Here is a 24,219-nt window from a genome sequence, read left to right as displayed (position 1 = left end):
TAATAAAACATGAAATCCGGCCCGCCGTATTGAGTTATAATTAACTTTGCCATCCTTGGGTCAGGTTTTTTAATTTTTACCGGATATTCAAGCTTCTTATCGTAAACCCACATTGTCATCATCTCCCGCTAATTCAAAATTAAACTCCTTCTGCCATGGCCATGGATTTTCTATCCACTGCCACGGATACTTGCTGGGCGTACCTTGCGCTGAAAGCATCCCATAATTTCTTTCAAATTCTTCCCTCAAGGCTTTTGCTTCTCTAACAACTGTGTTGTATTTCGCAAGCGCTTCTCTGTCACGTGGGTGTGTATTCAAATAAAGGTGCAAATCTATTGCATAGAAATCCAGCGCCGATAGCTTTAATAACAATTCGTCCCTGCTCATGGCTATTCCTCCCCTTCCCTTTTCTCCCACCCGTAGGCATCATACAGCGGCGGAAATATTGTACCTCTTTTTAACCCTTTAATAGGCATAAAGGTTTCGCACATTTTTTCAAAAGGCACATAGGCTCTTGCAAGCCTGACATTGTGTATAGATGTCTCCTGCGGTATACATGGGCTATTGTCCCGGGAATCATCATCATAAAAGCTCTGACTATTATTTGAAAGCATATTATCCATAAAGCTATAATCCCCTTTCATAAAAAAACATATATTTTATTATATTAGCTGAATAACACAAACGTTACACATTATGTATACCAGTGTAAGCTGAATACCTCCTTAGAATTTTTATAGAATTCTATAATTTATATCGCAGGAAGCAGCAGCAAAAAATATATATATTTCTGCTGCTGTGATATAATAATTTTGAGATAAAGTTTAATCTTATATATTAAAATTTGTGGCGGAGGTGTACAAATGCGACCTAAAATTGAAATCCCTTTAAAACCTGTAGATATCATCCTAGAAGCCATAAGCATTGTTATTTTTATAGTACTGTGCCTTTATACCGCTTTTTCGTGGCCCAATTTGCCCGACACTGTACCTGTCCACTTTGGCTTTTCTGGACAGGCAGACGGATATGGAAATAAGAGTTCTCTTCTGTTTCTTCTGCCGGTTATTTTAATACTTTATACGGGACTTTCCCTTTTGCAGAAATTCCCGCATATATATAATTATATCGTTGAAATCACCCAAAAAAATGCATTAACCCAATATACGTGCGCAATACGTATGATGAGGGTGCTCAAGCTTATAATTGTCATTATTTTCAGCTACATTCAGTTTCAATCAATAAGAGCGGCTTCAACTGGGACAACCTCTTTGGGGCTCTGGTTCCTACCCGTGGTTCTGGTTTTATTGTTCGGTACTCTCGGCTTTTATCTAAAGGCATCTGTTAGAAATAAGTAGGAAGCTATGCCGGATATTTCTGACTAAAAGTCTTTTCCATGATGCAAGGGAAACTGTTAGCAGAACAAGTAAAGGATTGAAGCCCATGAAAGGTAGCTGAGGTCTGTTTCAGCCCATTCAATATACTTCAATCCTTATTTGCAAAATATCCTCTGTAATTAATCAAAAGCGTATCTGTTCAACCAGTGAAGCTATTTTTGCCTCCGCTTTCTCAATTGCTTCCAGTCGTTCAATTTCAGTTGTTCCTGTACCATCAACCAAAAGCTCTTCAAACTTGCTTATACCTATAAATTTCATAATATCATGCACATAATTCAATCCTTTATTCAGCGCCGGCCTGATAATCCACGGAATATTTGCCCCTGAGGACTGAACATAAATAAATATACGTTCTTTATCATTTAAAAGGCCATGGGGCTTTTTATCTTCAAAAGCAATAGTTTTGTCGCCCAAAACAACACAATCTATATATTCCAGCAGCGGTGCCGGAAACGACAGACTCCACATCGGTGCCGCAAGAAGATAAATATCAGCTTCTATAAATTGGTCACACAATCTTAATATTTGCCTGACCTCCTGCTGTTCTTCATTTGATAGCTTCATCAAAGCCTCTGCATTTGCGATAGTACTCCTGCTTTGAAAATAACATGACTTGAGCTGTGGTATGTGCTCTTTATACAGATCCAGCTCCTCCAAAACCATATCAGTATGCTTTTCCAAAATACTGTTTGCAAGCTTTCTTCCAACGGTTTTGCTTGATGACATTTCTTCAGGCCTAGTGTTAACAGTAATATAAAGCAGCTTTTTCATATATTCTCCATATCCGCCTTTTACAGAAAAACTAAAAGTCAATTACTATCGGCTGATAGTTTAGGACTGAGGCTGAAGCCTCCTCCATAAATGCATTTATCCTATAATTTCCCCCGAAATATTAATAATATACTATTAGCTAAATATATAAGAAAAAGCAGGCACTAATTAACAGCTGATGCCTTGGCTGTCACGCATTATTACAGTATTGTTATGCCTAGTACATACTATACATATAAAACTTGCTTTATATCATAGCCTAATTCAACAAATCCTGACCATAAAAATTCAACTTTGCTTATATTAATCTTTATAAGGTTTAATGCAACGGGCAGAGAAACTATCTTTTCAATATTCAGGCCTCTCTGTTTAAAAGCATAAATGTATTCATCACAGCCTGTGTCAATTATTTCAGAAACACCTGAAATCTGTATTCCGCCCAGTTTATTCATTCCTCTGTACGCATCATAAATGGTTATTGAAACCTTTGGATTCAAAAGAAGATTTGAAAACTTTTCCCCTCCTTCACTAAATATATAAATACAGTCATCTATATACATATACTCCATCGGAGTGTTTCTTACAGCATCATCATACCCTGTGGCAAGTGCACATGAATTATGCTTTTTAATAAAATTTGATATGTAAGTTTTAAGCTCCTCCTCGGGAACAAGCTTAAGCTCTTTATCCTTTAGCCTTCTTATATCAAGAGCCAGCTTTACTAATTTCTTCATTTCAAAGGATTTTCTGTCCTTGAGCGGAAAGCCTGCTGCGGCACTGAACTTCTTAATTAGTTCATAATCCTGACTGTTCAGCTTATCCGGTATAAGCTCGCCTCCTAAAGAAGTCTCCAATATTACACTTTGTCCCAAAATATCCTTTAACGGCTTCAGATACTTTCCCGCCATATCTTCAGCCAGGCAGGAACAAATCAGAATTACCTTCTTCTGTTTAATTAAATCTGCATTTTTTAAGACATATTTATAAATATTCTCATCAACACTCTCTAAATATACCGGAGTGCATATAACGATTGTTCCGAAGTTATTAAAGCTTCCATTAAATTCTAAGGGTCTGCAATATTTTGCAGGTCCTAAAATAAGTGACAAGCCTTTTGAAATTCTTTCTGTAAGTCCATATCTGCTTTCATATAATATTAGTGTCCTTTCCATAACTTGCGTCCGTGCAGCTATAAGCAGAAATACCTTTATTTTGCTTCTGCACAGACTTAGTCTCCCCCCTTAATTTATATTAATTTTTACATAGTTTATAAGTTCTCCTTGATATAACCTGACTTCTCGTGCCAGTGAATTTTTTCCTGTTTCCTTTATGCTTACAGGAATAGTATAAATCCGGTGTAACTCCATTTTTATCAAATGTATTTTATTATAAACTATATATAATTATACTCATTATATTTATATATTTCCTTAAAATTTTATATATTTTTTAAAAGTCCATATATTTTTTCATCAAAATAATATAAAAAAGTAACAAAAAAAGCAATAAAAAAAAGATGCAAGATTTTATAGCTTCTCGCACCATGATTTATATTCGCAAACGAACAGCTTAAAAGTATTCTTTACCTTAACGGTTATTTTAATATATAGCCTGCCAGTACACTTTGTACCTCATATATGTTGAGAGTTTTGTTGAACTGCTTCTGAATAGGCATTTGCGATCCGGAAAGCCAAATTTTCAATTCAGCATCCAAGTCAAAATGTCCTGCTGTTTCTATGCTGAAATGAATAATGTTTTTGTACGGAATCGAATGATATTCAACCTTTTTTCCTGTCACGCCCTGTTTATCCACCAATATTAATCTTTTATCGGTAAAAACAAAAAGATCACGAATCAGCTTGTACGCTTTTTCAATTTGTTCTCCGCTTGCCAAAAGCTTTCCCAACTCATTTTGAACCTCCTGAATTGTAACCTCCGATGCATTTCCCAGTAATCCGTCCATCAATCCCATAATTTGACCTCCATTAAATTTATATTTGTCTTGCAGGATAACAAGTCTCAATATCCGAACAATACTTATAGTTTCTGCAAATTATGGTAATCACATAATTACCACATTCTTTCAAGACCCTTGTCCGTAATCTTAACGGCACCCTCTTTGAGAAGCCTTCCCACAGCTCTTTTAAAAGCCGCCTTACTTATATCGAATTCAGCTTTAATTTCTTGAGGAGAGCTGCTGTCGTTCAGTGATAGTTTTCCGTTATTTGAATCCATCCTGTCCATAATTTTTTTTGCATCACCCTCAATTTCATTGTATGCTTCATTTCTCAAGCTTAATTCCAGTTTCCCATCCTGCCTTACTATTTTTACTCTTGCCTCTATATTATCCCCTTCAGTAAAACTGCCGTAAAACTCCTTATTGGGAATTAAGCCGTGATACTTATTATCAACAGCAACAAATGCTCCCAGCTCCCTGCTGATGTTGTATATAGTTCCGTTAACTCTGTCTTTCTCCTTGTACGGGGACCTGTAGTCCAGCATCTCATAAACATTCATTGTCGCACACAGCCTGTCACTTTTGTCTATATACAAGCCAACCAAATACTGCTCTCCTTCCGAAACCTTGCGGGTCTGCTCCTTAAACGGCAAAAACAAGTCCTTCTCCAAGCCCCAATCTAAAAAAGCCCCTATACTTGTATTTTCAACCGCCTTTAAAACTGCAAGCTCTCCCACTGTCAGCATTGGCCTTCTGACAGTTGCAATTAACCTGTCTTCGGAATCCTTATAAACAAACACCTCAACTTCATCGCCTGGTTCAGTTCCTTCAGGCACCTGACTTTTAGGCAGCAATATATCCTCCTTGTCCACGCTGTTTTCTTTATTGAGGTATACACCGATTGAAGTCCTTCTGAGTACTGTCAATTTTTGAACCTTACCTAATTCTACCATATATTATTCCTTTTTCTATGTTAAATTTTATTAATAAATTATTAATTGCGCGCTATATCTACTTTACTTACCCTTCTGAGCCTGCCCTTTATCGGTGTATTCTGCAGTTCCCGGTATACAAGCTCACCTTTGTTATTCAGTATCTCCACAAAGGTAGATATGTCTGCGATGCTTATTATTCCTATATCCGCCGCTGTCATTCCATTTATATTGCAAAGTGTGCCTACAATATCAACCGGCCGCATCTTTGTCTTCTTGCCGGCATTTATATGCAGCTTCATAATTTCTTTGTTGAGCTGTGAACCCTTTGACTCCTTTAATTCCGGTACAGTATTTATTTTCTCTATAAACTCCGGTTTCAGGCTGTTTACAATTTCTTTTGCGGGCCTTTGCCTCAGAGGAATTTCCTGTCCGATATATTGCTTAATATCCCTTAACAGCTTATCGTCATCCGCTGCTGCGAAAGTAACCGCTTTCCCTTCCCTGCCTATTCTTCCTGTTCTTCCAATTCTGTGAACATAGCTTTCACTGTCATTGGGCACATCATAATTAATTACCAGCTTAACATCATCTATATCTATTCCTCTTGCAGCAACATCTGTGGCTATCAGATACCTGAAACAGCCTTGTTTGAAGCTGTTCATCACACGAAGTCTGTCCTGCTGCTCCATTCCTCCGTGAATTTTTTCACAGGAATACCTGAGCCTTATCATTTGAGCATGCACTTCATCCACCTTTTGCTTTGTATTGCAAAATATTATACAGCTGTCCGGATTCTCTATAACGGTAATATCTTCTAAAAGCTCCGTTTTATCTTTTGCTTGCGCCAAATATACTTCCTGCAGTATATTGTCCGCAGACGAACCCTGCTCTTCAATTTCAACAAATACCGGCGAATTCATATGCTTATCGCACAGGCTTCTTATATCCGAGGGCATCGTAGCTGACAGCAATACGGTTGCACGCCGTACAGGCAAGCGTGCAATTATGGCTTCTATTTGCTCTATAAAACCCATAGTAAGCATTTCATCGGCTTCATCTATAACAAGGTATTTTATATTCGACGTATCAAGAGTTCCTCTTTCAAGATGGTCTATAACGCGGCCCGGAGTTCCCACCACTACATGTGTTTTTTGCTTAAGCTCCTTCTCCTGACTATAAAAAGGAGCCTTGCCGTATATAGCCGCAACCTTCAGTCTTTTAAATCTTCCTATATTAAAAATATCCTCTTTAACCTGTATTGCAAGCTCTCTTGTAGGAGTAAGCACAATAGCCTGCGGCTTGTTTTCCTCCCACTGTATCTGCTGGCATACAGGAATAGCAAACGCCGCCGTCTTTCCGCTGCCTGTCCGGGACCTTATTATTATATCCCTTTTATCCAAAACCGCAGGAATCACCTGTTCCTGAACCCTCGTAGGGCTTGTAAAGTTCAGCATCCGTATGGCCCTTAACAGTTCCTTGTCTAATTTGTAATTTTCAAATCCTGCCTTTGTCATTTATAAATCTCTTTCTTGTTACTGATAGATTTTATAGGTCAATTATCCTTTTCAGGTATTTCAGTGCTTAAACAAATCTATTCCTTTTTCTGTCTGATTCTCAATTTCCTTATATATTTTATCTATGTAAACAAATATTTCCTTTGAGAGTTCAATTGCAGACATATAATAGTCCTTGGCCCGGGAAGCATCTCCCTCCTTAACCGCATCAATTACCTTCATCCCTGTGCTGTGAAACTCCGCATGTATTTGTCCAAGCTTTTCCCAGTCGCTTGAAATTGCCTGATGGGTTACCTCCATTGCATTATAGAAATGTCCGAAAGCACATTTTGCCCCGTTGGTTTGAAGGGGATATATTCTCATTTCATCAACTATCCTCTTTAAATTCTGTATCCAATTAGTATGAGCATCTTTTGCCTTAATTATATTATCTGAAAATTCCTTGTTGTCAATTGCATTTGTGCTTCCATGCAGGGAATGCATCATGTCCTTGACAATACCTGACAGCTCGTCATCAACCTCAGATATTTTTTGTGCTTGTTCCGAGCTCTTTAAAGCATCCTGATGAATTTGCTGTGTCATCATGTTAAGCTTTTCCGCATCACGGCTTGAAACATCCATTGCCTGATTAATCTCACCGGCAGCATTCTTAACTCCATTTATGGATTGATTAATATTATGAACATCCTTTATGACTGTATTAAGCATGTCGACATTCTTTTCCATTGTATTGCTGATCATATCAATTTTAACACTCATTTTCTGAGTTGATTCCAGAGTGTTATCCATACTCCTCTTACCTTCTATTGCGGCATCCTGAATACTTTTCACAAAGAAATTCATTCCCTCAAGATTTTTCTTGGTATCATCCGCAAGCTTCCTGATTTCATCCGCGACCACCGAAAAGCCCCGTCCGCTTTCTCCTGCCCTGGCCGCTTCAATAGACGCATTCAGTGCCAGCAGATTCGTCTGCTCCGCAATAGAGGCTACTCCGTTTACAATATCATTAACCTTATTAGCCATTTCTACCAGATTTCCTATTTGCCTGTTCATAATATTGGAATCGTTCAATACCTCTTCTTTTAAATCATTAACCTCTTTGATTTGGACTAAACTGCCATGATTACTCTGTACCAGCACCTCTGAATCATTAGCAAGATGACTGAGGGTTTCGGCGGCATTGGTTATAGTTTCATTTACCTCCTCCATACTGGCAGTAGTCTCTTCAACAACCGCAAGGTTCGATTCACTGAGAGTGGCTAATTCCTCAGCAAAATCAATTAACTCGTATGCTGTATGTGACATATTTACATCAAAGCTGCTCATTGATGCGGTAACCTCCAAAAGCTTTTTTGCAGAATCCGCCATTTGCTTCTCATTTGAAAACAGCTTGTTGAAATATTCCAGAACCGACCTGTGTATCGGATATTTTACACTTGGCTCCTGATTTTCCTTACCGTCAAGCCTGTTCTCTACATACTTTAAAATACATCTTGCCTCGTTGCAAGGTTTTCTGCTGAATATTTTCATAGCTTTTCCCCCTATTTATATTTCACCAAATTATACTATAATTCCAAAATCTTTTTGCCTGTAAAAAATATATCAATGAAAACTTAAAATGGTATTATACAATATATTATAAAGCATCCGATAAAAGAACTAATTACAAACATTATCGGCAAAAATCCTGTTATTTTTAAATATTTATCAAAATAAAACTATAAAGTATTATTATTCTCCGTAATGCTTCAGTTAGCATTTAATTATATATATAACATCCTTCCTGATTATCGCTTCCCCATTTTTTCATTAGCCCATCTACTATTTCGGCACATATGATTGAATCAGAATGCGGAATAAGCTCGCTTTCCGTTTTTTTACTGAGGTACAGCTCATTAAAGTGTTCAATCTCATAGATAAAACCATCCTCAACCTTTTCTCCGAAGCATTCCTTCAAGTTATTTTCACTGTCATACAGCTCGCATTTCTGAGAACCAAAGAAATCATATACCACAATATTTCCAATCGTTCCGAATATGCGCGCATCCCTGTTTGTATAAGCAGTCAGACCACAGCTCAGCGATGCCAAAGCACCGCTTTTAAAGCTCATATTAATTACCGCGAACTCATCAACACCTGTTTCGCATATCGTTGCAAGCCCATCCACAGCTTCGGGCTTTTCATTTAATATTCCTGTTGCAAAATGTATGGGATATACTCCCACATCATATACACTGCCGCCTGCCAGCTTAGGATTGAAAAGCCTGCTATCCGGATTAAAGTCCGCATTATTGCCAAATGAAGCACTAATGAGCTTAACCTTGCCTATTTTCCCGGCTCTCACCCATTCTCTGGCTTTTCTGTAGGCAGGAATACATTTCATCCACATGGCTTCCATCAAGAGCACGTTTTTTTTACGTGAAAGTGCTATCAATTCCTCCGTATCCTTTTTAGCAGTAGTTAAAGGCTTCTCGCACAAAACCGCCTTTCCTTTATTCAGGCAATACTTTACGATATCGCAGTGAAAGTTGTGTGTCAGTGCGACATAGACCGCATCAACCTCTTCATCGTCAATAAGCTCGGTATAACTGCCGTAAGATTTTTTTGCGTGGTATTTATCTGCAAAAGCCTCGGCTTTTCCTTTATCACGAGCCGCAACCGCAACTAATTCAACGTTTTCAGCTTTATTCAACACCCTTGCAAACCTTGACGCTATGCCGCCCAAGCCTACTATCCCGTATTTGATGCTCATGAGTATACCTCCGTGGTTATTAATATACTATATGAAATGTTTATTTAGATTCTAGCATACATAAAAGAATATTCCAATATTTTAAAGTCAATATTTCTTTATCATCAGTCCTTCGCCACATAAAGCACTTTAAAATATAACTGCTATTATTATTGAAACTATTATGGATATAATACGTTCTTTTAAAAATCCTATACATGAAATAAGAGTTTTATTTTAAGCCTTATCTGTATTCAGGAGAAATTCCCACGAACAGCAAGCGGCTTCGTCGGTTATGTCAGGGAAACAGCTCAGGCATCGGCAGCTGATTCTCTCATCTATAGCTTTTGCAAACCCGGAATATTCGACAATACCCACTGTTTTGCAGGGATGATAGGGCATATTTTTGCGTTTTCTTGCAGTCTGTACCCTACAGTCCACATTGCGGAATATAAGCCGGTCTTCCTTAAAAACGAGCTCATAATCGTTGAGATTCCCGTAAAATCTCAGTTCCAGTGCTTTTGCAAGGCCTTTTAGTCCCGCATGCTCCGGAAGCTTCAGAAATTCCTTGATACGCTTTGCCTCAATTTCCGTAAAGCGCCTCCAAGCCTCCCTGTCATGGAACATTGCTTCCTCCATCCCTGATTTGCGCTCTATGGATTGAAACCATACACCATCATGTGCCAGCCAGTTTTTTGAGTATATTTCTATAAGCTTAATGAGCTCTTCCTTTGATAAGTTATTCAGTATTTCCTTATTATTCATTTGCTGTCCCCCACTTTTAAAAAGTCATCAGAATTTCGAATTATTGTAATTATAAGGAATACTTGTGCCTGCAACTACATCCTCGATTTTCTCTATGATAAGCCAGTCATCCATGTTTCCCTGATGTTCAAAGTCCAGCGGCTCAATTTTATGCATTTCCTCAAACTCAACAAGGCAAAGGCATTTCTTGTGCCACCGTACCAGCTGTTTGTCGGTTAAATTCAATTTACTCCTGTTTCTCTCAAGAATACGTGATGTTTCTTCCTCCGTGAGTTTAACATAATTCTGTACGCCTTTTACTTTTGCGGCTGCAGTAATCCTTGCTGTGCCTTTTTCCATAAAATATAGCCTTTCACCTTCAAATACAAATTCAGGCCTATTTGCTTAAAAATATTTTTATAAACTCGTGCCGGATACAAGATTTAACACCTTTTCAAAACAGCGTAAGCTGTCTGTCGTAATAGCCCTTCTTGTATCCATTTATAATATCTCTCATTTTATACAAAAGCCCAAGCCTTTCACATTCCTGCCTTGTCAAAGACATAAGCTGCCTTGCGTAAGGTGAACGGCACTCATAGGCCTCACCGTATTCCCGTATATACTTTTCTTTCATTCCGGGAAAAAGCTCATCAAGCTTTTTAAAATACCACTCTCTCTGGTTTTGGCGGAGTGTTACTCCAAAAGCAGGGTAAACAAACCTTGCGCCGTTTTCGTGCGCAAGACGTATAATCCCTCTTATATTTTCCTCGCTGTCCTCAATAAACGGTAAAACAGGCATCATAAGGACACCTGCAAAGATACCGTTTTCAGACAGCTGCCTTATAGCTTCAAACCTTTTCGACGAAGCTGCGACACCCGGCTCGACTTTCTCGCAAAGCCCGTCATCACAAGCAGTAACCGTAAGCTTAATCAGAACCGGAGAATGCTTTTTTATCCTCTTGAGCAAATCAATATCCCTTGTAACCAAATCGCTTTTTGTGGCTATGGATATACCGAAGCCATATGTATTAATAAGCTCCAGCGCTCCCCTGGTCAACTCGTATTCTCTTTCATAGGGATTGTACGGGTCGCTCATGGCACCCGTCCCTATAACTCCTGTTTTGCGTTTTGACCTTATCTCACGGTAAATCAAGGCAAGAGCATTCTTCTTTGCCCGAACCTCGTCAAAATTATCCACATGATAGCACTCACTCCGGCTGTCGCAGTATATGCATCCATGACAGCAGCCCTTATAAATATTCATATTGTAGTTATTTCCAAACCAGTTGTCGTTTTCACGATATCCTGATATAACTGTTTTTGCGGGTATAAAATCCATAATTTAAATAAGCCCTCTGGCAACCTTATTTTTAAACATGCTTGTCTGCTGGTTAAACAAATTTATAGGGTTATTATATCATGAATATACCAAAAACCGCTCAGGATTTATTTATCCCAAACGGTTTTTTATTAAGCCGGCTGTTTAATTTCAAAAATTATAGTATATTAAACACTTTCTTAACATTTAGCAGGAGCTTCTCCTATTTTACACAAAGCGCCTTCTTAGGGCACTTTTCAACACATGCATTGCATTTCAGGCAATTATGGTCTGTGACACTTCCCTTGTCCTTACAGCTTAACACATCAATTCCCACAGGACATGCTTTTGTGCATAGCCTGCAGCTTACACATTTATCCTTTTCAAACGTCACATACTTGTTTTTTAAACCCGACATAATTTTTGTAACATAGTATGCCATCGTCCCCATAGGGCAGAATACACACCAGGTCCTTTGATTAAAAATAATTCCTAAAATTATTGTTATAACCGTGGTTATTAAAATCATTCTTACAAATACTCCCCCGATTCTTGCCGCATCCCCCCATGCAAATGTCAGCTGTACAGCAAATGCACTCATCAGTATAATCAGAAACAGGTTTCTGAACCAATTGCTCTTCATAAATACGGGTATATTCTTCCGACGGCTGAGCCTGAACAGAATATTGTCGTTAAAGCTTCCTCTGGGGCAAAAATTTCCGCACCACATTCTCCCTCTGAAGAAAGCAACTATTGACGGAGCCAGCATACAAACCAAAGCAGCAATACCTATAACCGGATATATCACCCCGACTATGCAAAAGGCTATCAGAGCAATCCATACCCACTTGTGTACAAACCTCTTAAAATCTGCCATTCCTTACTCCTTCCAAAATTAAATTCCCTAATATAAATTATAAACACAAGCTTTATATTTGTCAAACTATATATTCAAATATTACAATATTTATTAAAAAATTCTGTATCTTATTAATATATTTATTTGTTTCTTAAAAAATCAATAAAATTATCGGTAAATTCTATTTGCCCATGCTCAAAATAAATAAAATTGAATTCACGCATAATCTTAACGCCTTCAATAGGTATAATTACCATTGTGCCAGACTCCGCCTCTCTTTTCACAGCCTCTATTGATATGACCGTATAGCCAAGGTTCGCTTGTACCAAAGACTTTATGGCACCGATACTTCCCACCTCCATATAAATTTTCAAGTCAGACAGGCTTATACCCAGCTCAAGAAGCTTATTCTCAAATACAGCTCTTGTACCAGAGCCTTTTTCCCTCATAATAAGCCCTCCGTCATTGAGTATGTCGCTTATGCTAACCCTTAATTTTTGTGATAGGCTGCTAAGAGGTGAAACAGCCAGAACCAGCTCATCCTCCTTGTACTTTTTATAATTAAATTTACTTTTATCAAAAGGGCCTTCAACTATACCCAGATCAAAATCTCCGTTTTCAAGCCTTTTACATATCTCCTCCAAATTGTAGACATGCATTATAACATCAATATTTTCATGCTGCCTTTTATATTCGCCAAGCAAGCCCGGAAGTACAAATTCTCCGATAGTAAGAGTTGCACCGATATCATATCTCTTTGCAACGGCAGATTTGTTTCTTAGCTTTCTTTCCAGCAGAAATGAATTAGCCTCCAGCTCCTTTGCATATTTAAACAAAAGCTTTCCTTCCTCCGTCAAGGATAATTGTCTTCCGTTTCTGTTTATCAGCTTTACATTATAATGCTCTTCCAGCTGCTTTATATGCTGAGACACTGCGGGCTGTGTCAGATTCAGCATTTCTGCCGCTCTGGTATAGCTTTTTAAAGCTGCTACGTTCAAAAATGTGATAAGCTTTGAATCTATCATGTGTAAACTCCTCAGGGGTTATATAATATCAACTCTAATAATACTATAATTGTACAGCAAATAAAAACCCCTCGGCGCACTTTTTTAATGTACACCAAGAGGTTTTTTATCAGCTTCATCTTTGACCATATATATTCTTAACAAAATACTCCATAGCTGCAATATTTTCATCGGATATTTTAATACACTCTTTCCCCATTGATCTTACCATATAATAAATTTGTGCGGTTACCTCAAGTACCGTTGATACTTTGAAGGCCGCTTCCATTGTCTCGCCCAGGCATACAGCTCCATGGGACATCAGCAGGCAGGCGTTTGCTTTATCTCCGAGTGCCCGTACACAATTATCCGCCAGCTCCTGTGAACCCGGAAGTGCATAAGGAGCGGTTTTTACAATGCCTCCAAGAGTTTGAGCCGCTTCGTCAATAACAGAAGGAATATCCTCACCCGCACAGGAAAACACTGTTGAATATATAGGATGTGTATGAACAATCGCATTGACCTCCGGACGTGCCTTGTATACTCCTAAATGCAGTAAGGTTTCTATTGTGGGCTTCCTTGTTCCTTCAACCGTATTACCGTCAAGGTCACATACTACAACATCCTCCTCAATAATCTTTGAATAGTCCATTCCGCTTGGAGTCAGGTATACAAGATTTTTCTCCTGATCTCTCACGCTGATATTTCCCCATGTTCCCACTGTATATCCCGAATTAAGCATACGTAATCCGGAGTCTACAATTAATTTTTTATAATTCATAACTAAATCCCTTCCCGGTTAATTATTTGTGTAAAGCATATACTGTTTTTATTAAAGCCGGTGGCTGTCCCTGTCAAAGCAACAGCCACTGCGGCTTCTTACCAAAGTCAATTACGGTTCAAAGCCTTCGCGACGATATTTATATCCGGACGATATTTATAATATCGTTTATTTAGCCGATTGTAATTGACTTTATTTATCTGCATGACTACTCGGCATATTTTTTACAATATTCCTGATGCTCTTTCACGTTCTCCGGTAAAATCAGTTTTGCTCCGGTATCTGTGCTTTCTTCCACCTTTTCACCCTTTATAAGCTTAAGAGCATTTTCAACACCCAGAATTCCCATTTCAGCAGGGAATTGAGCAACCGAAGCATACATTTCACCTGATTCTATCATATTCAGAGCTTCGGAAGTGCCGTCAAAGCCTATTACCTTGACCTGACTTTCCTTCTTTGCTTCTTTTATAGCACGGACCGCACCTATTGCCATTCCGTCGTTGCCCGCATATACCAATTCAATATCCGGATTGGCAGTAAGTATATTCTGTGTTGCGGCATAGCCCTGATCCACTTCCCAGTTTGCAGACTGTTCTGCAACAACATTAATAGCATCTCCCGCGCCTTTAATAAAGCCGTCTCTTCTGTCTGCTGCATTCTGCTGACCTGCTATACCTGTAAGAATGGCTGTCTTTGTTCCAGCCTTGAAGTTAGCCTTGACATATTCGCCCGCACTCTTCGCTCCTTCGTAATTGTTGGTGCCGTAAAACGGTACTGTTACACCGGCTTCCTTAAGAACGCTCTCATCCAGCTTTGTATCAAGATTGATAACGGGAATATTTGCATCCTTACATTTTTTAAGTGCAACGGCAAGACCTTCTGATGAGCTTGGGACAATACATATAGCATCCACACCGGATGTTATCATGTTTTCAACAATTGTCAGCTGATCTGCCGCACTTGCATGCTGATCTCCGGCCTGGACATTAAGCTCGACTCCAAGCTCCGCTGCTTTTTGCTTTGCTCCGTTTACCATTGTTATGAAGTACTCATTGTTCAATGTCATAGGAATAAAGCCGACAACGAATTTATCCTCTCCAGACTTTGCAGCACTTCCCTGATCAGAACCTGACGCAGCACTTGTCTCTCCTGAGGAACCGCTTGTGGAACAGCCTGTGAGCATTACAGATACAGAATACACCAGAACAAAAATCACCGCTAATAACTTTTTCATAGTTTTATTCCTCCATTTTTTTTATTTTAACACCAACTAAGCAGGTGTCAGAAACAACTGTTATTCTGCCTTTCTTTCCTTAGCCTTGTCCATATATACTGCTGCGATAATTACAACACCTATGATAATTGTCTGATAATAAGTAGGAACATTTAAAATCTGCAAACCGCATTTGAGCATACCGAGTATCAAAGCCCCCACCAATGTGTTAGCAACCTTTCCCTTGCCTCCCGAAAGTGCTATTCCTCCGATAACAACAGCTGCTATTGCATCCATTTCATACCCTGAACCGGCATTGGGATCTGCGTAGGACAGTCTTGACAAAAGCATCAGGCCTCCAAATGCCGAGAACAATCCTGCCAGCATATAAGTCAGCATTTCTATTTTATTCACCTTAACACCTGAAAGCTTTGCGGCATTTGGATTTCCTCCTATAGAATATATCCTTCTCCCGAACTTGGTTTTACTCAAAGTGAAAACAATCAATACATAAAATATAAAGACATAAATTATAATTATAGGAATACCGAATATCTCGAAGGAGGACAGCTTTGAGAGTGCTTCCGGGAACCCTGACACCGGCTTTCCCGAGGTCAGAACCTTTGTAAGCCCTCTGATAATCTGCATTGTACCCAAAGTAACAATGAATGCCGGCACCTTGCCGAAGCTTACGAAATAGCCGGTAGCCAGTCCGATAAGTGCACATACCACGCAGCAAATAACAATTACCGCAAATAAAGGTACACCGCTCTTAATCATTATTCCGCCGAAAATTCCCACAAAGCCCACGATAGAACCAACCGACAGATCAATTCCTCCCGTCAGTATGACAAGTGATGCACCGATTGCCACAACTGCCATAACCGAGGATTGGGAAATAATATTCTGAATATTTGACGATGTCAGAAAATCCTTTCCGTTAGCCTTGCATATAATTGTAAAAGCAAGCAGGATAACAATTGCTCCGATATAAAGTGTTATTGACTTGAGGTCTATCTTTTTTAATTTATTCACTGTATTATTCACTTTTTTCCCCTCCTGTAAGAGCATAATGCAATATTTGTTCCTGGGTCAATTCATCGGTATTTTCCAATTCCCCTGAAATTCTCCCTTCCTTTAACACAATAATCCTATTGCACATTTTCTGCACCTCAACCAAATCTGAAGATATCATAATTATTGATGCTCCGTTCTTTATCAGATCAATCATTATATTGTATATCTCATCCCGGGCACCGACATCTATTCCTCTTGTAGGCTCATCAAAGATGTATACATCTGCGTTTGAATACAGCCATTTTGCAATAACCACCTTTTGCTGGTTTCCTCCGGACAGGCTTCTGACTTCTGCCGTATGGGAGGATGTCTTTATCCTTAACCTCTGTATATAGTCCTTTGTAACATCACACATCTTTACACTTTTAAGCATAAGCTTTCCGAATTTCTTAAGATTGGGAAGCACCACATTGTCGGTAAGCGAATGCATTAACACAAGGCCCTCATCCTTACGGTCCTCACTGAGATAAACAATTCCCTTTCTTATGGAATATTCCACATCATTATCCTTAAGCTTTTCACCCATTAATTGAACAGAACCTCCTGTTCTTCTACAGGCACCTATAATACACTTTGCAAGCTCCGTCCTTCCTGCGCCTACCAGTCCGGCAAGACCCAGTATTTCGCCCTGCTTCAGCTCCAGATTAATATTTTTAAGCAAATTTTTGTAGCACAGGCTTTTAACATCCAGAACCACCTTATTCTCATCAATATAGCCGTTATGAAATCTTTTAAAGCTGACCTCCCTTCCCACCATAAGCTTTGTAAGCTCATCTATATTAGTTTCGGCAAGGCCTATTGTCTTAACGTATCTGCCGTCTCTCATTACGGTGCAGCGGTCACCGATTTCAAACAATTCGCTCATTCTGTGAGAAATATAGATAATTCCCATACCCTTCTTCTTGAGATTTCTTACGATTTCAAACAGCCTTAGAGTCTCTTTATCTGTAATGGCAGCCGTAGGTTCATCCAGAACCAAAAGCTTGACATTTGTTGAAATAGCCTTGGCTATCTCCACCATTTGCTTCTGAGCAACGCTTAATTCACTTACTAAGGTCTTAGGGTTAATATCCAATCCTATAAGATCGAGATATTTTTTTGCTTCTTTTATTGAAGCCCTTTGGTCTATCACTCCATAGCTTGCAATTTCCTTGCCAAGTAAAATGTTTTCATATATCGGGACATAGGGATTTAAATTGAACTCCTGATAAATAACGCTTACTCCCTTGTCAATCATCTGCTTCGGTGTCTGAGCACCAAGCTCCTCACCGTCAAGCACAATCTTTCCTGTTTCCTTCTGATAAGCACCTGATAAAATTTTAATGAGTGTTGACTTACCTGCACCATTCTCACCAAGCAGAACATGTACTTCACCTGACTTGACTTGAAGCTGGGCATCCTTCAGGACCTGTACTCCATAAAAACTTTTATTGATGCCACTCATATCAAGCATAAGCTTTTCCAATTATCTATCACCCCTTCTATAGCATTTTCTTATACCTTTCAACAATTTCCATGCCATTTTTTTCCCCTGAGTATTCAATTACCGGAAAAGAATTCTTTATAACCTTCCTGATTCTCTTTAAATCCATATCATTGTCAAAAAATTTAATTTGGGCTGCAATATTACCTAAAGCAGTACTTTCCTTACTGCATGCTATGACCTTTTTACCGGTTCTTTCAGCAGTAAGCCTGTTCACCATTATATTTTTTGAACCGCCTCCTACAATATAAATTTTGTCAAATTGTTTCGATACAGCCTTTTCAAGCTGTTCAACGGTTACTGCATAACAGCAGGCCATAGATTCATGAACAGCCTTTATTATTGTTCCCCAATCAAGTCCACCGCTAACCTGACCGGTATCACAGAGATAGCTCCATATCTCCCTGCTCATTTTCAACGGATTGAAAAACCTTGAATTGTTAACATCAAAGAGGGGTACCTCACCCTCATACAAATCCGCCAGAGTGTCAAGCTCGTCCCATGTGCTGGTTCTGTTCATCTCAGCATCATATTCCTTTTTTATTCTTTGAATAATAAACATACCTGCACTGTTTTTTAAAAGGGTTATTTTATTAAAGGCACCAACCTCATTGGTAAGAGAGGCTTTAAGAACCGTATCATTTATTACAGGCTCGTCAACCTCAGTTCCGATAAGAGACCATGTCCCCGAGCTTATAAAGGCATATTCGCTTTCCTGCGCAGGAATAGCAGTTACCGCAGACGCCGTGTCATGAGAAGGCACACATACCACCGGGATTTCATAGTCTGCTCCTATTTCCTCCAATATACTTCTTCTGACCATACCAATTCTTTTTCCATGCTCACCTATCTCACAAAACAGTTTTTCTGAAATATCCAGCTCCTTGCAGATTTCAGGGCTGATTTTTCTTGTTTTCGAGCTCATTAGCTGAGTAGTACTAAGCTCACTGGGTTCATTAATCATTATGCCGGTCATGAAATAATTCAGAATATCCGGTATCATTAAAACCTTATCGGCAATTGAATATATTTCAGGCATAATTTCTTTCATTGCAAGCAGGCGGTAAACAGAATTGATCTTATCGCACAGAATACCGGTTTCCTCAAACATTTTTGACTTCCGGGCTTCCGTAAGGCCATTCAGGTAAATTTCACCTGCTTCATTCCTGTATGAAAGCGGATTTCCAAGCATATTGCCCGATTTATCGAACATTGCAAAATCAACACCCCAGGTGCAAATTCCTATGGAATCAATTCTATTGACTGCCTGTACAGCTTTTTTCAGAGACACCTTAAAGCCTTCGAATATTTTCAGCATATCCCAGTAAAAATAATCTCCAATCCTTATCATGTCATTCTGAATCTGGTCAATAACCTCTGTCTTTATTGCTTGCCCGTCATATACACCAAGTAAAACCCTGAATGATGAATTTCCGCAGTCCAAGCCGACAATATTTTTAACCGACATAATATACCGACTCCTTTATTTTTTTTGAATACTCATATGCTAAACCTTTATAGAAATGTTATACTTTGCTTCATAGTCTTTTAAATAAGAAATATCCTTAAATTTTAAAGATTCAATTTCAGGCATTTCGTATTTTCTGCCAAGTCCTTGATATTTTGATTCTCCTAGCCTGTGATAAGGCAAAAAATAAACTTCCTTTACATTTTCAAGCCTGCTGACATAGTCAAGGAAGCCTTCAATCTCCCGCTTCTCATTATTGCACCCCGGTATGACGGGATATCTTACGGATAAGCTTCCTCTGAAGCTGCTGTTAAGCCATTCCAGATTTGAAAGAATAAGCTCATTTCCCATACCGGTCAAAAGCTTATGCTTTTCGGTATCAATATGCTTTATATCATAAAAGATATAATCAATACTGTCAGAACAGGCTTGAAGGTTCTCAAGGGGAATCTGTCCGCAGGTCTCAACCAGAACCGTTATTCCATAGCTTTTCAGCTTTTGGGAGCATTCCTTAATAAAATCATGGTGAAAAAACGGCTCTCCGCCGGTAAATGTTACACCTCCCCCCGACATTTTGTAATACTCCTTGTCTTTAAGCACCACATCAATTATCTGATCAACAGAATAATCCTTCCCTACTAATGAGCGGGCGTTGACGTAGCAATTATCTGCGCATTTCCCGCAATGACTGCATTTACTGCCGACAGTGATAAACCCATAGCCTTCAAGATATTCTATGCTGTTATTAGGGCAGATGCACAGGCATCTGCGGCAGCCTGTGCACAAGCTGCTTTTAAACATGACCTGCTTTTCAAAGAGCTGCGATTCAGGGTTTGCACACCATTTGCATCTTAAAGCACAGCCCTTCAAAAATATTGCTGTTCTGATACCCGGTCCATCTTCAATTCCAAAACGTTCAATATCAAAAACAGTCGCTTTATTCATATCAGTCTCCTACAAATCAATTTCAGCCCTATTTATAACATCCATCTGGCAATCATGGGCAAGAGCCGTAAACAGTGCGCTATAGCCGGATACTCTGACCATCAAGTCCTTGTAGCTTTCAGGATGCTCCATAGCGTCCTTATAGGTCTGGTTATCCACAATATTAAATTGAATTTGCTGCGCATACTTTTCAAAAAGAACCTTAATCATTGCTATAACACGTTTACGCTGTTCAACAGTGGAAACGGCATTTTTTGTCAATCTCATATTGAAGATTGCCCCTTTTTGGAACCAAATGCTGGGAAGCTTTCCAATAGAATTGCAAACAGCAGTTGCACCATTTTTCTCCGAACCGTTTGCAGGAGAAATACCGTTGTTTACAGGCTCGCCATTTTTCCTGCCGTCAGGTGTGGCGCACACAGACCGTCCGAAGGCAATATTTCCGGTTACAGGGCTCTGACTGTATGAATAGCAGCATGGGACAGGGCCCTTTCCGTATTTTGAGCTCTTATACTCATAGCGGTATCTGGAGCCTATAAAGTCTTCTATATCAACCACCCATTTATCCGCACTCTCATCATCATTTCCGAATTTTGGAGCCTTATTAAGCATAATCGCTCTTATTTCAGGACCTGCGGGCTCTGTTGACATATCCTCATAGTTTGTTTTGCAAGCATGAAGCACCTGCTCCAGCGTAAGCATCCTTTTGTTGAATACTATGTCGTCAAGGGCCGCCATTGCATCCCCTGCACTTATTGTTCCCGCTGTCGGTCCCCCGTCGGCCGAATACACCGAGCCGCCTTCCACAAGGTCAAGGCATCTTCCGATACAGTCCTCCACAAGGGATGAGCGGAAGGCATTTATATCATATATGCAATGATAATAATCATTGATATGCTCCGTAATAACCTGCAAATCCATAAAATAGGCCAGCATATCCTTGTATTCCTTGTAAATTTCATCAATGCTCGTACATTCCTCAATATTTTTACTTGTCTTTTTATGCAGTATTCCTGTATTTGGATCATAACCGTTATTCAAGGTAATATCCAATACCTTTTCGACACTCAGCCAGGGACCTTTTGCAGCAAAATCCCATTTCCCCGGAATTGATGCCTCAATACAGCCGTCCGGCGACCATTCAATCAAATCCTCCTCCGCGATTCCCATATTTCTCAGGGTTCTTATGAAGGCCAAATCATTGTAAAATGCCGGCATTCCGCCCTGATGTATTATTGCGGTCTCCAGAGCCTTTAGCATAAAGTCATCATCGGTCTTTTCAAACCATTTAACCGAAATAGAAGGTGTTACAAGTTTCAGTTCTCCGCATGCTTCCACGCACAGGTTGGACACCTCATTTGCCGCATCCTCACCATCCTTTGTCTGTCCGGCAATTGCAAGATTTATAAACATCTGATAACCGAGGAAAAATTCTGTATCAGGCCAGGAACGAAGCTTATTGAGTTCATTGCATTTTATAAAAAAGCACTCTATTATTTCCAAAGCCTCTTCACGTGTAAGCCTTCCTTCTTCAATATCTTTCTTATAAAACGGATATACATACTGGTCGAACCTGCCTAAAGATATGGCATGACCATTGGATTCCAAATGAACAGCCAGCAGGATAATATATATCGCCTGCACAGCCTCATGAAAGGTTTTTGCAGGATTCAGAGGAACATTTCTGCAAATATCACCGAGCTTAAAAAGTTCCTCCCTGCGTTTTTTGTCAATGCTTTTTTCAGCTTCCTTCAGACACTCGTCCGCAATCCTGTTTGAAAAATTCACTACTGCCATATTCCCTTTTAAAGCAGCCTCAAGAAAGAACTTCTTCTTTACATTGCCGGGCTCCCGTAAATCCAGCTCTGCCATTCTCTTCTCAATCCGGTCGATAACATCTCTCAGGCCTTTTGTAACAACCAGTCTGTAATCAGGGATTTCATTACCAAGACCGGCTGCGCTTACCCATGTATCATCTATAACTCCTGCATCCCACGCACTGTTAATTTCATCAGGCAGGGATTTTCTCAAATAGTCATATAATGCCTTGTCTTTCCAATATTCAATGCAGTCCAGCAAATCCTCTTTCACATCATCATCAATATAGAACTTATCTCCCGGTCTTTTGTCCCACTCATAAGGCTCACCGTTGATTTCATCCACTATCCATTTATTTGAGTACTCAGGATATATAGGAGCAGCTTTCGGCCATTTTGCCTGATTGCCGGCAATCAGCTCATCCTCCTTCACCCAGACAGTCATTTTATCTAAAACATTATAATATGCATTTGCACGTTGAATTGAAGTGGGCAGCCCTATATCATTTTTCATTGACTCCGTAAAAATTTTACACCGCTCTGAGCACACTCTAGGCTCCTGCTCGAATAATCTTTTTCTCAATCTCGAAATTCTGTCATTCACTATTCATACCCCCCTTTATTTTTTGTAACAAGTTTCATACTTATATTTTACTTCATATATTTTATTTGTCAACAGAATTAGACAAATTTTTATTAAAATTTAATGTTTTTTTGTGCATTTTTAATATTCTTATAGCTTATATTTCTTGAATTTACATTTTTTTAAAAAAATAATTATTTAAAATTTCATATTCAATGTAACATTTACACAATAATTTTAATAAATGTTGCTTTTAAAGCAAAAAAATATTATTATAGTATTAATAATGTAACAATAACTATAGGAATAATAAGCTATGTGCACTCAAGATCGGTTATAAAAGCATAATCCTCACTAAAACGGCAATTGCAATTAACTTTTAGTAACAGTTACACCTTAACAAATAATTGACAGTCGGGAGATTTAAAACATATTTATGAATAAAAAATATATCGGGATAAGAGAAATAGCTCAATTGGCCGGTGTTTCAATTGCAACTGTTTCACGTGTTATTAACGGGTCTTCAAAAACATCCGATGAGGTACGTGAAAGAGTTAATTCTATAATAGAAAAATATAACTACGTTCCAAATATAACGGCTAAAAACATGTTTTCCAATACCTCAAAATCCATAGCCCTGTTCATTCTTGATTTGGACAACCCGTTTTTTGTATCTCTTGTTAAATCAATAAATAAAATTGCATTTGAAAATAAGTACACCCTATTGATTTGCAACACAGAAAATAATACTGAAAAAGAAATAGAATATTTAAAGTATTGCGAGGGGATAAGGACAAAGGGTGTTATCTTTACAGAGGGGCATATTAAAAACATATCTTGGAACAAGTTACACAATCAAACCTGTGTTTTTCACGACAGACAGATGTCTGAGGCATTCTCATCTGTAAAAAGTGACAATATAAAGGGAATCAGATTGCTTGTTGACTATCTGTTCAATCTGAACCACCGGCAGATTGCTTTTGCAGGCTACGACAAGGCCACAAAATCGGTCACCGAAAGGAAGCAGGCTTATGTTACCGCACTTGGAGAAAAGGGTATAACTGTGCCTGATGAATATATTTTCAGCGGCGATTTAAAAGCTAAAACAGGAGCAAACGCTTTTGACTATTTTTGTTCATTGCCAAACCGTCCGACAGCTATTATATGCGCAAATGACCAAATCGCAATAGGCTTTAATCAAAGAGCAAACATGATAGGAATGCGGATACCTGACGATTTCTCATTGGTTGGCTTTGACGGATGTAATACAGAGTATTTTTATCCTAAGATAACTACCATTAAGCAGGATATAAATCTTATCGCGCAAAGACTGTTTGAATGTGTTGTTTCTCCGGCAGACCAGCCAAAGCATTACATTATAGATGTATCACTGGTAATAGGAAATTCCTGCAAAAAGCTGAATGAATAGTACCAGTATAAAAATCCATGCTTTTACAATATCCTTATTCAATCAGCCATTATAATTGGCTCCAGAAAGCGTTCCATAAATTTTTCTTATACAATTATAACAAATCATAATTTTTATTTATGGCAATTATACTTTATAATAATATTGCGGGCTCAGACAAGCCCGCAATACAGTAAACTAACAAAGCTATTGGAGG

22 protein-coding genes and 2 pseudogenes are annotated in these 24,219 nt (G+C 38.9%); 2 read left to right on the top strand and 22 right to left on the bottom strand.

The window, feature by feature from the left end:
- Positions 1 to 14: 14 nt before the first annotated feature.
- The 3 genes and pseudogenes from LY28_RS02720 to LY28_RS02710 form a co-directional block, all read right to left on the bottom strand.
- Positions 15 to 113 (bottom strand): annotated as a pseudogene (locus LY28_RS02720) (manganese catalase family protein); the annotation flags it as partial.
- Complete coding sequence (locus LY28_RS02715; RefSeq protein ID WP_110460631.1) at positions 97 to 387, bottom strand: spore coat protein CotJB; 291 nt, start codon at positions 385 to 387, stop codon at positions 97 to 99. The gene LY28_RS02715 and the pseudogene LY28_RS02720, both read right to left, overlap by 17 nt.
- 2 nt (positions 388 to 389) lie before the next feature.
- Positions 390 to 623: a spore coat associated protein CotJA gene (locus LY28_RS02710; RefSeq protein WP_242981128.1), complete on the bottom strand. Its 234-nt coding sequence runs from the start codon at positions 621 to 623 to the stop codon at positions 390 to 392.
- Between the two features lie 240 nt (positions 624 to 863).
- Between LY28_RS02710 and LY28_RS02705 the strand changes: the two genes are divergently transcribed.
- The gene (locus LY28_RS02705; RefSeq protein ID WP_110460629.1) at positions 864 to 1,355 is read left to right on the top strand and encodes a DUF1648 domain-containing protein; all 492 of its coding nucleotides are present in this window, start codon (positions 864 to 866) and stop codon (positions 1,353 to 1,355) included.
- Between the two features lie 162 nt (positions 1,356 to 1,517).
- Here LY28_RS02705 and LY28_RS02700 read toward each other — a convergent pair whose 3' ends face one another.
- From LY28_RS02700 to LY28_RS02610, 19 genes and pseudogenes are all read right to left on the bottom strand, one after another.
- Entirely contained in the window at positions 1,518 to 2,165 is a 648-nt protein-coding gene (locus LY28_RS02700; protein ID WP_110460628.1) for an FMN-dependent NADH-azoreductase, read from the bottom strand.
- A gap of 227 nt (positions 2,166 to 2,392) precedes the next feature.
- Positions 2,393 to 3,337 (bottom strand): flavodoxin domain-containing protein, encoded by a 945-nt coding sequence (locus LY28_RS02695; RefSeq protein ID WP_110460627.1) that lies wholly within the window; start codon positions 3,335 to 3,337, stop codon positions 2,393 to 2,395.
- A 422-nt stretch (positions 3,338 to 3,759) separates the two neighbouring features.
- The gene (locus LY28_RS02690) at positions 3,760 to 4,137 is read right to left on the bottom strand and encodes a PH domain-containing protein (protein ID WP_110460626.1); all 378 of its coding nucleotides are present in this window, start codon (positions 4,135 to 4,137) and stop codon (positions 3,760 to 3,762) included.
- Between the two features lie 98 nt (positions 4,138 to 4,235).
- Positions 4,236 to 5,075: a CvfB family protein gene (locus LY28_RS02685; RefSeq protein ID WP_110460625.1), complete on the bottom strand. Its 840-nt coding sequence runs from the start codon at positions 5,073 to 5,075 to the stop codon at positions 4,236 to 4,238.
- A 41-nt stretch (positions 5,076 to 5,116) separates the two neighbouring features.
- Positions 5,117 to 6,571 (bottom strand): DEAD/DEAH box helicase, encoded by a 1,455-nt coding sequence (locus LY28_RS02680; protein ID WP_110460624.1) that lies wholly within the window; start codon positions 6,569 to 6,571, stop codon positions 5,117 to 5,119.
- Between the two features lie 60 nt (positions 6,572 to 6,631).
- Positions 6,632 to 8,101, bottom strand: coding sequence for a methyl-accepting chemotaxis protein (locus tag LY28_RS02675; RefSeq protein WP_110460623.1), 1,470 nt, complete (start codon positions 8,099 to 8,101; stop codon positions 6,632 to 6,634).
- Positions 8,102 to 8,330: 229 nt separating this feature from the next.
- A complete protein-coding gene (locus tag LY28_RS02670) occupies positions 8,331 to 9,323 on the bottom strand; it encodes a Gfo/Idh/MocA family protein (RefSeq protein ID WP_110460622.1) in 993 nt (330 codons plus the stop codon).
- A 216-nt stretch (positions 9,324 to 9,539) separates the two neighbouring features.
- Complete coding sequence (locus LY28_RS02665; RefSeq protein ID WP_110460621.1) at positions 9,540 to 10,067, bottom strand: DUF6125 family protein; 528 nt, start codon at positions 10,065 to 10,067, stop codon at positions 9,540 to 9,542.
- A gap of 27 nt (positions 10,068 to 10,094) precedes the next feature.
- A pseudogene (locus tag LY28_RS02660) lies at positions 10,095 to 10,433 on the bottom strand (hypothetical protein); the annotation flags it as partial.
- A 67-nt stretch (positions 10,434 to 10,500) separates the two neighbouring features.
- The gene (locus LY28_RS02655; RefSeq protein ID WP_110460620.1) at positions 10,501 to 11,385 is read right to left on the bottom strand and encodes an SPL family radical SAM protein; all 885 of its coding nucleotides are present in this window, start codon (positions 11,383 to 11,385) and stop codon (positions 10,501 to 10,503) included.
- Positions 11,386 to 11,587: 202 nt separating this feature from the next.
- A complete protein-coding gene (locus LY28_RS02650) occupies positions 11,588 to 12,241 on the bottom strand; it encodes a 4Fe-4S binding protein (protein WP_110460619.1) in 654 nt (217 codons plus the stop codon).
- Between the two features lie 122 nt (positions 12,242 to 12,363).
- Positions 12,364 to 13,248, bottom strand: a complete 885-nt coding sequence (locus LY28_RS02645; RefSeq protein ID WP_110460618.1) for a LysR family transcriptional regulator — start codon at positions 13,246 to 13,248, stop codon at positions 12,364 to 12,366.
- Positions 13,249 to 13,363: 115 nt separating this feature from the next.
- Positions 13,364 to 14,008: a class II aldolase/adducin family protein gene (locus tag LY28_RS02640; protein ID WP_110460617.1), complete on the bottom strand. Its 645-nt coding sequence runs from the start codon at positions 14,006 to 14,008 to the stop codon at positions 13,364 to 13,366.
- A 208-nt stretch (positions 14,009 to 14,216) separates the two neighbouring features.
- Positions 14,217 to 15,242, bottom strand: coding sequence for a sugar ABC transporter substrate-binding protein (locus tag LY28_RS02635; RefSeq protein ID WP_110460616.1), 1,026 nt, complete (start codon positions 15,240 to 15,242; stop codon positions 14,217 to 14,219).
- A 60-nt stretch (positions 15,243 to 15,302) separates the two neighbouring features.
- Complete coding sequence (locus LY28_RS02630) at positions 15,303 to 16,268, bottom strand: ABC transporter permease (RefSeq protein ID WP_242981127.1); 966 nt, start codon at positions 16,266 to 16,268, stop codon at positions 15,303 to 15,305.
- The gene (locus LY28_RS02625) at positions 16,261 to 17,763 is read right to left on the bottom strand and encodes a sugar ABC transporter ATP-binding protein (protein WP_110460614.1); all 1,503 of its coding nucleotides are present in this window, start codon (positions 17,761 to 17,763) and stop codon (positions 16,261 to 16,263) included. Before LY28_RS02625 ends, LY28_RS02630 begins: the two co-directional genes overlap by 8 nt.
- Before the next feature lie 16 nt (positions 17,764 to 17,779).
- Positions 17,780 to 19,249: a rhamnulokinase gene (locus LY28_RS02620; protein ID WP_242981126.1), complete on the bottom strand. Its 1,470-nt coding sequence runs from the start codon at positions 19,247 to 19,249 to the stop codon at positions 17,780 to 17,782.
- A 39-nt stretch (positions 19,250 to 19,288) separates the two neighbouring features.
- Positions 19,289 to 20,194: a glycyl-radical enzyme activating protein gene (locus LY28_RS02615; protein ID WP_110460612.1), complete on the bottom strand. Its 906-nt coding sequence runs from the start codon at positions 20,192 to 20,194 to the stop codon at positions 19,289 to 19,291.
- A gap of 9 nt (positions 20,195 to 20,203) precedes the next feature.
- Positions 20,204 to 22,615, bottom strand: a complete 2,412-nt coding sequence (locus tag LY28_RS02610) for a glycyl radical protein (protein ID WP_110460611.1) — start codon at positions 22,613 to 22,615, stop codon at positions 20,204 to 20,206.
- A 415-nt stretch (positions 22,616 to 23,030) separates the two neighbouring features.
- Here LY28_RS02610 and LY28_RS02605 point away from each other — a divergent pair, with 415 nt between their 5' ends.
- Positions 23,031 to 24,023 carry a LacI family DNA-binding transcriptional regulator gene (locus tag LY28_RS02605; RefSeq protein WP_110460610.1) on the top strand — a complete coding sequence of 331 codons (993 nt, stop codon included), beginning with the start codon at positions 23,031 to 23,033 and terminating at the stop codon, positions 24,021 to 24,023.
- Positions 24,024 to 24,219 lie beyond the last annotated feature (196 nt).

Source organism: Ruminiclostridium sufflavum DSM 19573 (genome assembly GCF_003208175.1).
Taxonomy (GTDB): Bacteria; Bacillota; Clostridia; order Acetivibrionales; family DSM-1351; genus Ruminiclostridium; species Ruminiclostridium sufflavum.
The sequence above is the reverse complement of the archived record's forward strand: the minus strand, read 5'-3'. Positions and strand labels throughout refer to the sequence as shown.

What these genes read in the sequence shown, in the direction of transcription:
- LY28_RS02635 (WP_110460616.1), bottom strand. Translation starts at nt 15,242, where the DNA reads ATGAAAAAGTTATTAGCGGTGATTTTTGTTCTGGTGTATTCTGTATCT.
- LY28_RS02655 (WP_110460620.1), bottom strand. Translation starts at nt 11,385, where the DNA reads ATGGATTTTATACCCGCAAAAACAGTTATATCAGGATATCGTGAAAAC.
- LY28_RS02695 (WP_110460627.1), bottom strand. Translation starts at nt 3,337, where the DNA reads ATGGAAAGGACACTAATATTATATGAAAGCAGATATGGACTTACAGAA.
- LY28_RS02640 (WP_110460617.1), bottom strand. Translation starts at nt 14,008, where the DNA reads ATGAATTATAAAAAATTAATTGTAGACTCCGGATTACGTATGCTTAAT.
- LY28_RS02685 (WP_110460625.1), bottom strand. Translation starts at nt 5,075, where the DNA reads ATGGTAGAATTAGGTAAGGTTCAAAAATTGACAGTACTCAGAAGGACT.
- LY28_RS02620 (WP_242981126.1), bottom strand. Translation starts at nt 19,249, where the DNA reads ATGTCGGTTAAAAATATTGTCGGCTTGGACTGCGGAAATTCATCATTC.
- LY28_RS02605 (WP_110460610.1), top strand. Translation starts at nt 23,031, where the DNA reads ATGAATAAAAAATATATCGGGATAAGAGAAATAGCTCAATTGGCCGGT.
- LY28_RS02645 (WP_110460618.1), bottom strand. Translation starts at nt 13,248, where the DNA reads ATGATAGATTCAAAGCTTATCACATTTTTGAACGTAGCAGCTTTAAAA.
- LY28_RS02680 (WP_110460624.1), bottom strand. Translation starts at nt 6,571, where the DNA reads ATGACAAAGGCAGGATTTGAAAATTACAAATTAGACAAGGAACTGTTA.
- LY28_RS02710 (WP_242981128.1), bottom strand. Translation starts at nt 623, where the DNA reads ATGGATAATATGCTTTCAAATAATAGTCAGAGCTTTTATGATGATGAT.
- LY28_RS02615 (WP_110460612.1), bottom strand. Translation starts at nt 20,194, where the DNA reads ATGAATAAAGCGACTGTTTTTGATATTGAACGTTTTGGAATTGAAGAT.
- LY28_RS02705 (WP_110460629.1), top strand. Translation starts at nt 864, where the DNA reads ATGCGACCTAAAATTGAAATCCCTTTAAAACCTGTAGATATCATCCTA.
- LY28_RS02665 (WP_110460621.1), bottom strand. Translation starts at nt 10,067, where the DNA reads ATGAATAATAAGGAAATACTGAATAACTTATCAAAGGAAGAGCTCATT.
- LY28_RS02650 (WP_110460619.1), bottom strand. Translation starts at nt 12,241, where the DNA reads ATGGCAGATTTTAAGAGGTTTGTACACAAGTGGGTATGGATTGCTCTG.
- LY28_RS02670 (WP_110460622.1), bottom strand. Translation starts at nt 9,323, where the DNA reads ATGAGCATCAAATACGGGATAGTAGGCTTGGGCGGCATAGCGTCAAGG.
- LY28_RS02675 (WP_110460623.1), bottom strand. Translation starts at nt 8,101, where the DNA reads ATGAAAATATTCAGCAGAAAACCTTGCAACGAGGCAAGATGTATTTTA.
- LY28_RS02715 (WP_110460631.1), bottom strand. Translation starts at nt 387, where the DNA reads ATGAGCAGGGACGAATTGTTATTAAAGCTATCGGCGCTGGATTTCTAT.
- LY28_RS02700 (WP_110460628.1), bottom strand. Translation starts at nt 2,165, where the DNA reads ATGAAAAAGCTGCTTTATATTACTGTTAACACTAGGCCTGAAGAAATG.
- LY28_RS02690 (WP_110460626.1), bottom strand. Translation starts at nt 4,137, where the DNA reads ATGGGATTGATGGACGGATTACTGGGAAATGCATCGGAGGTTACAATT.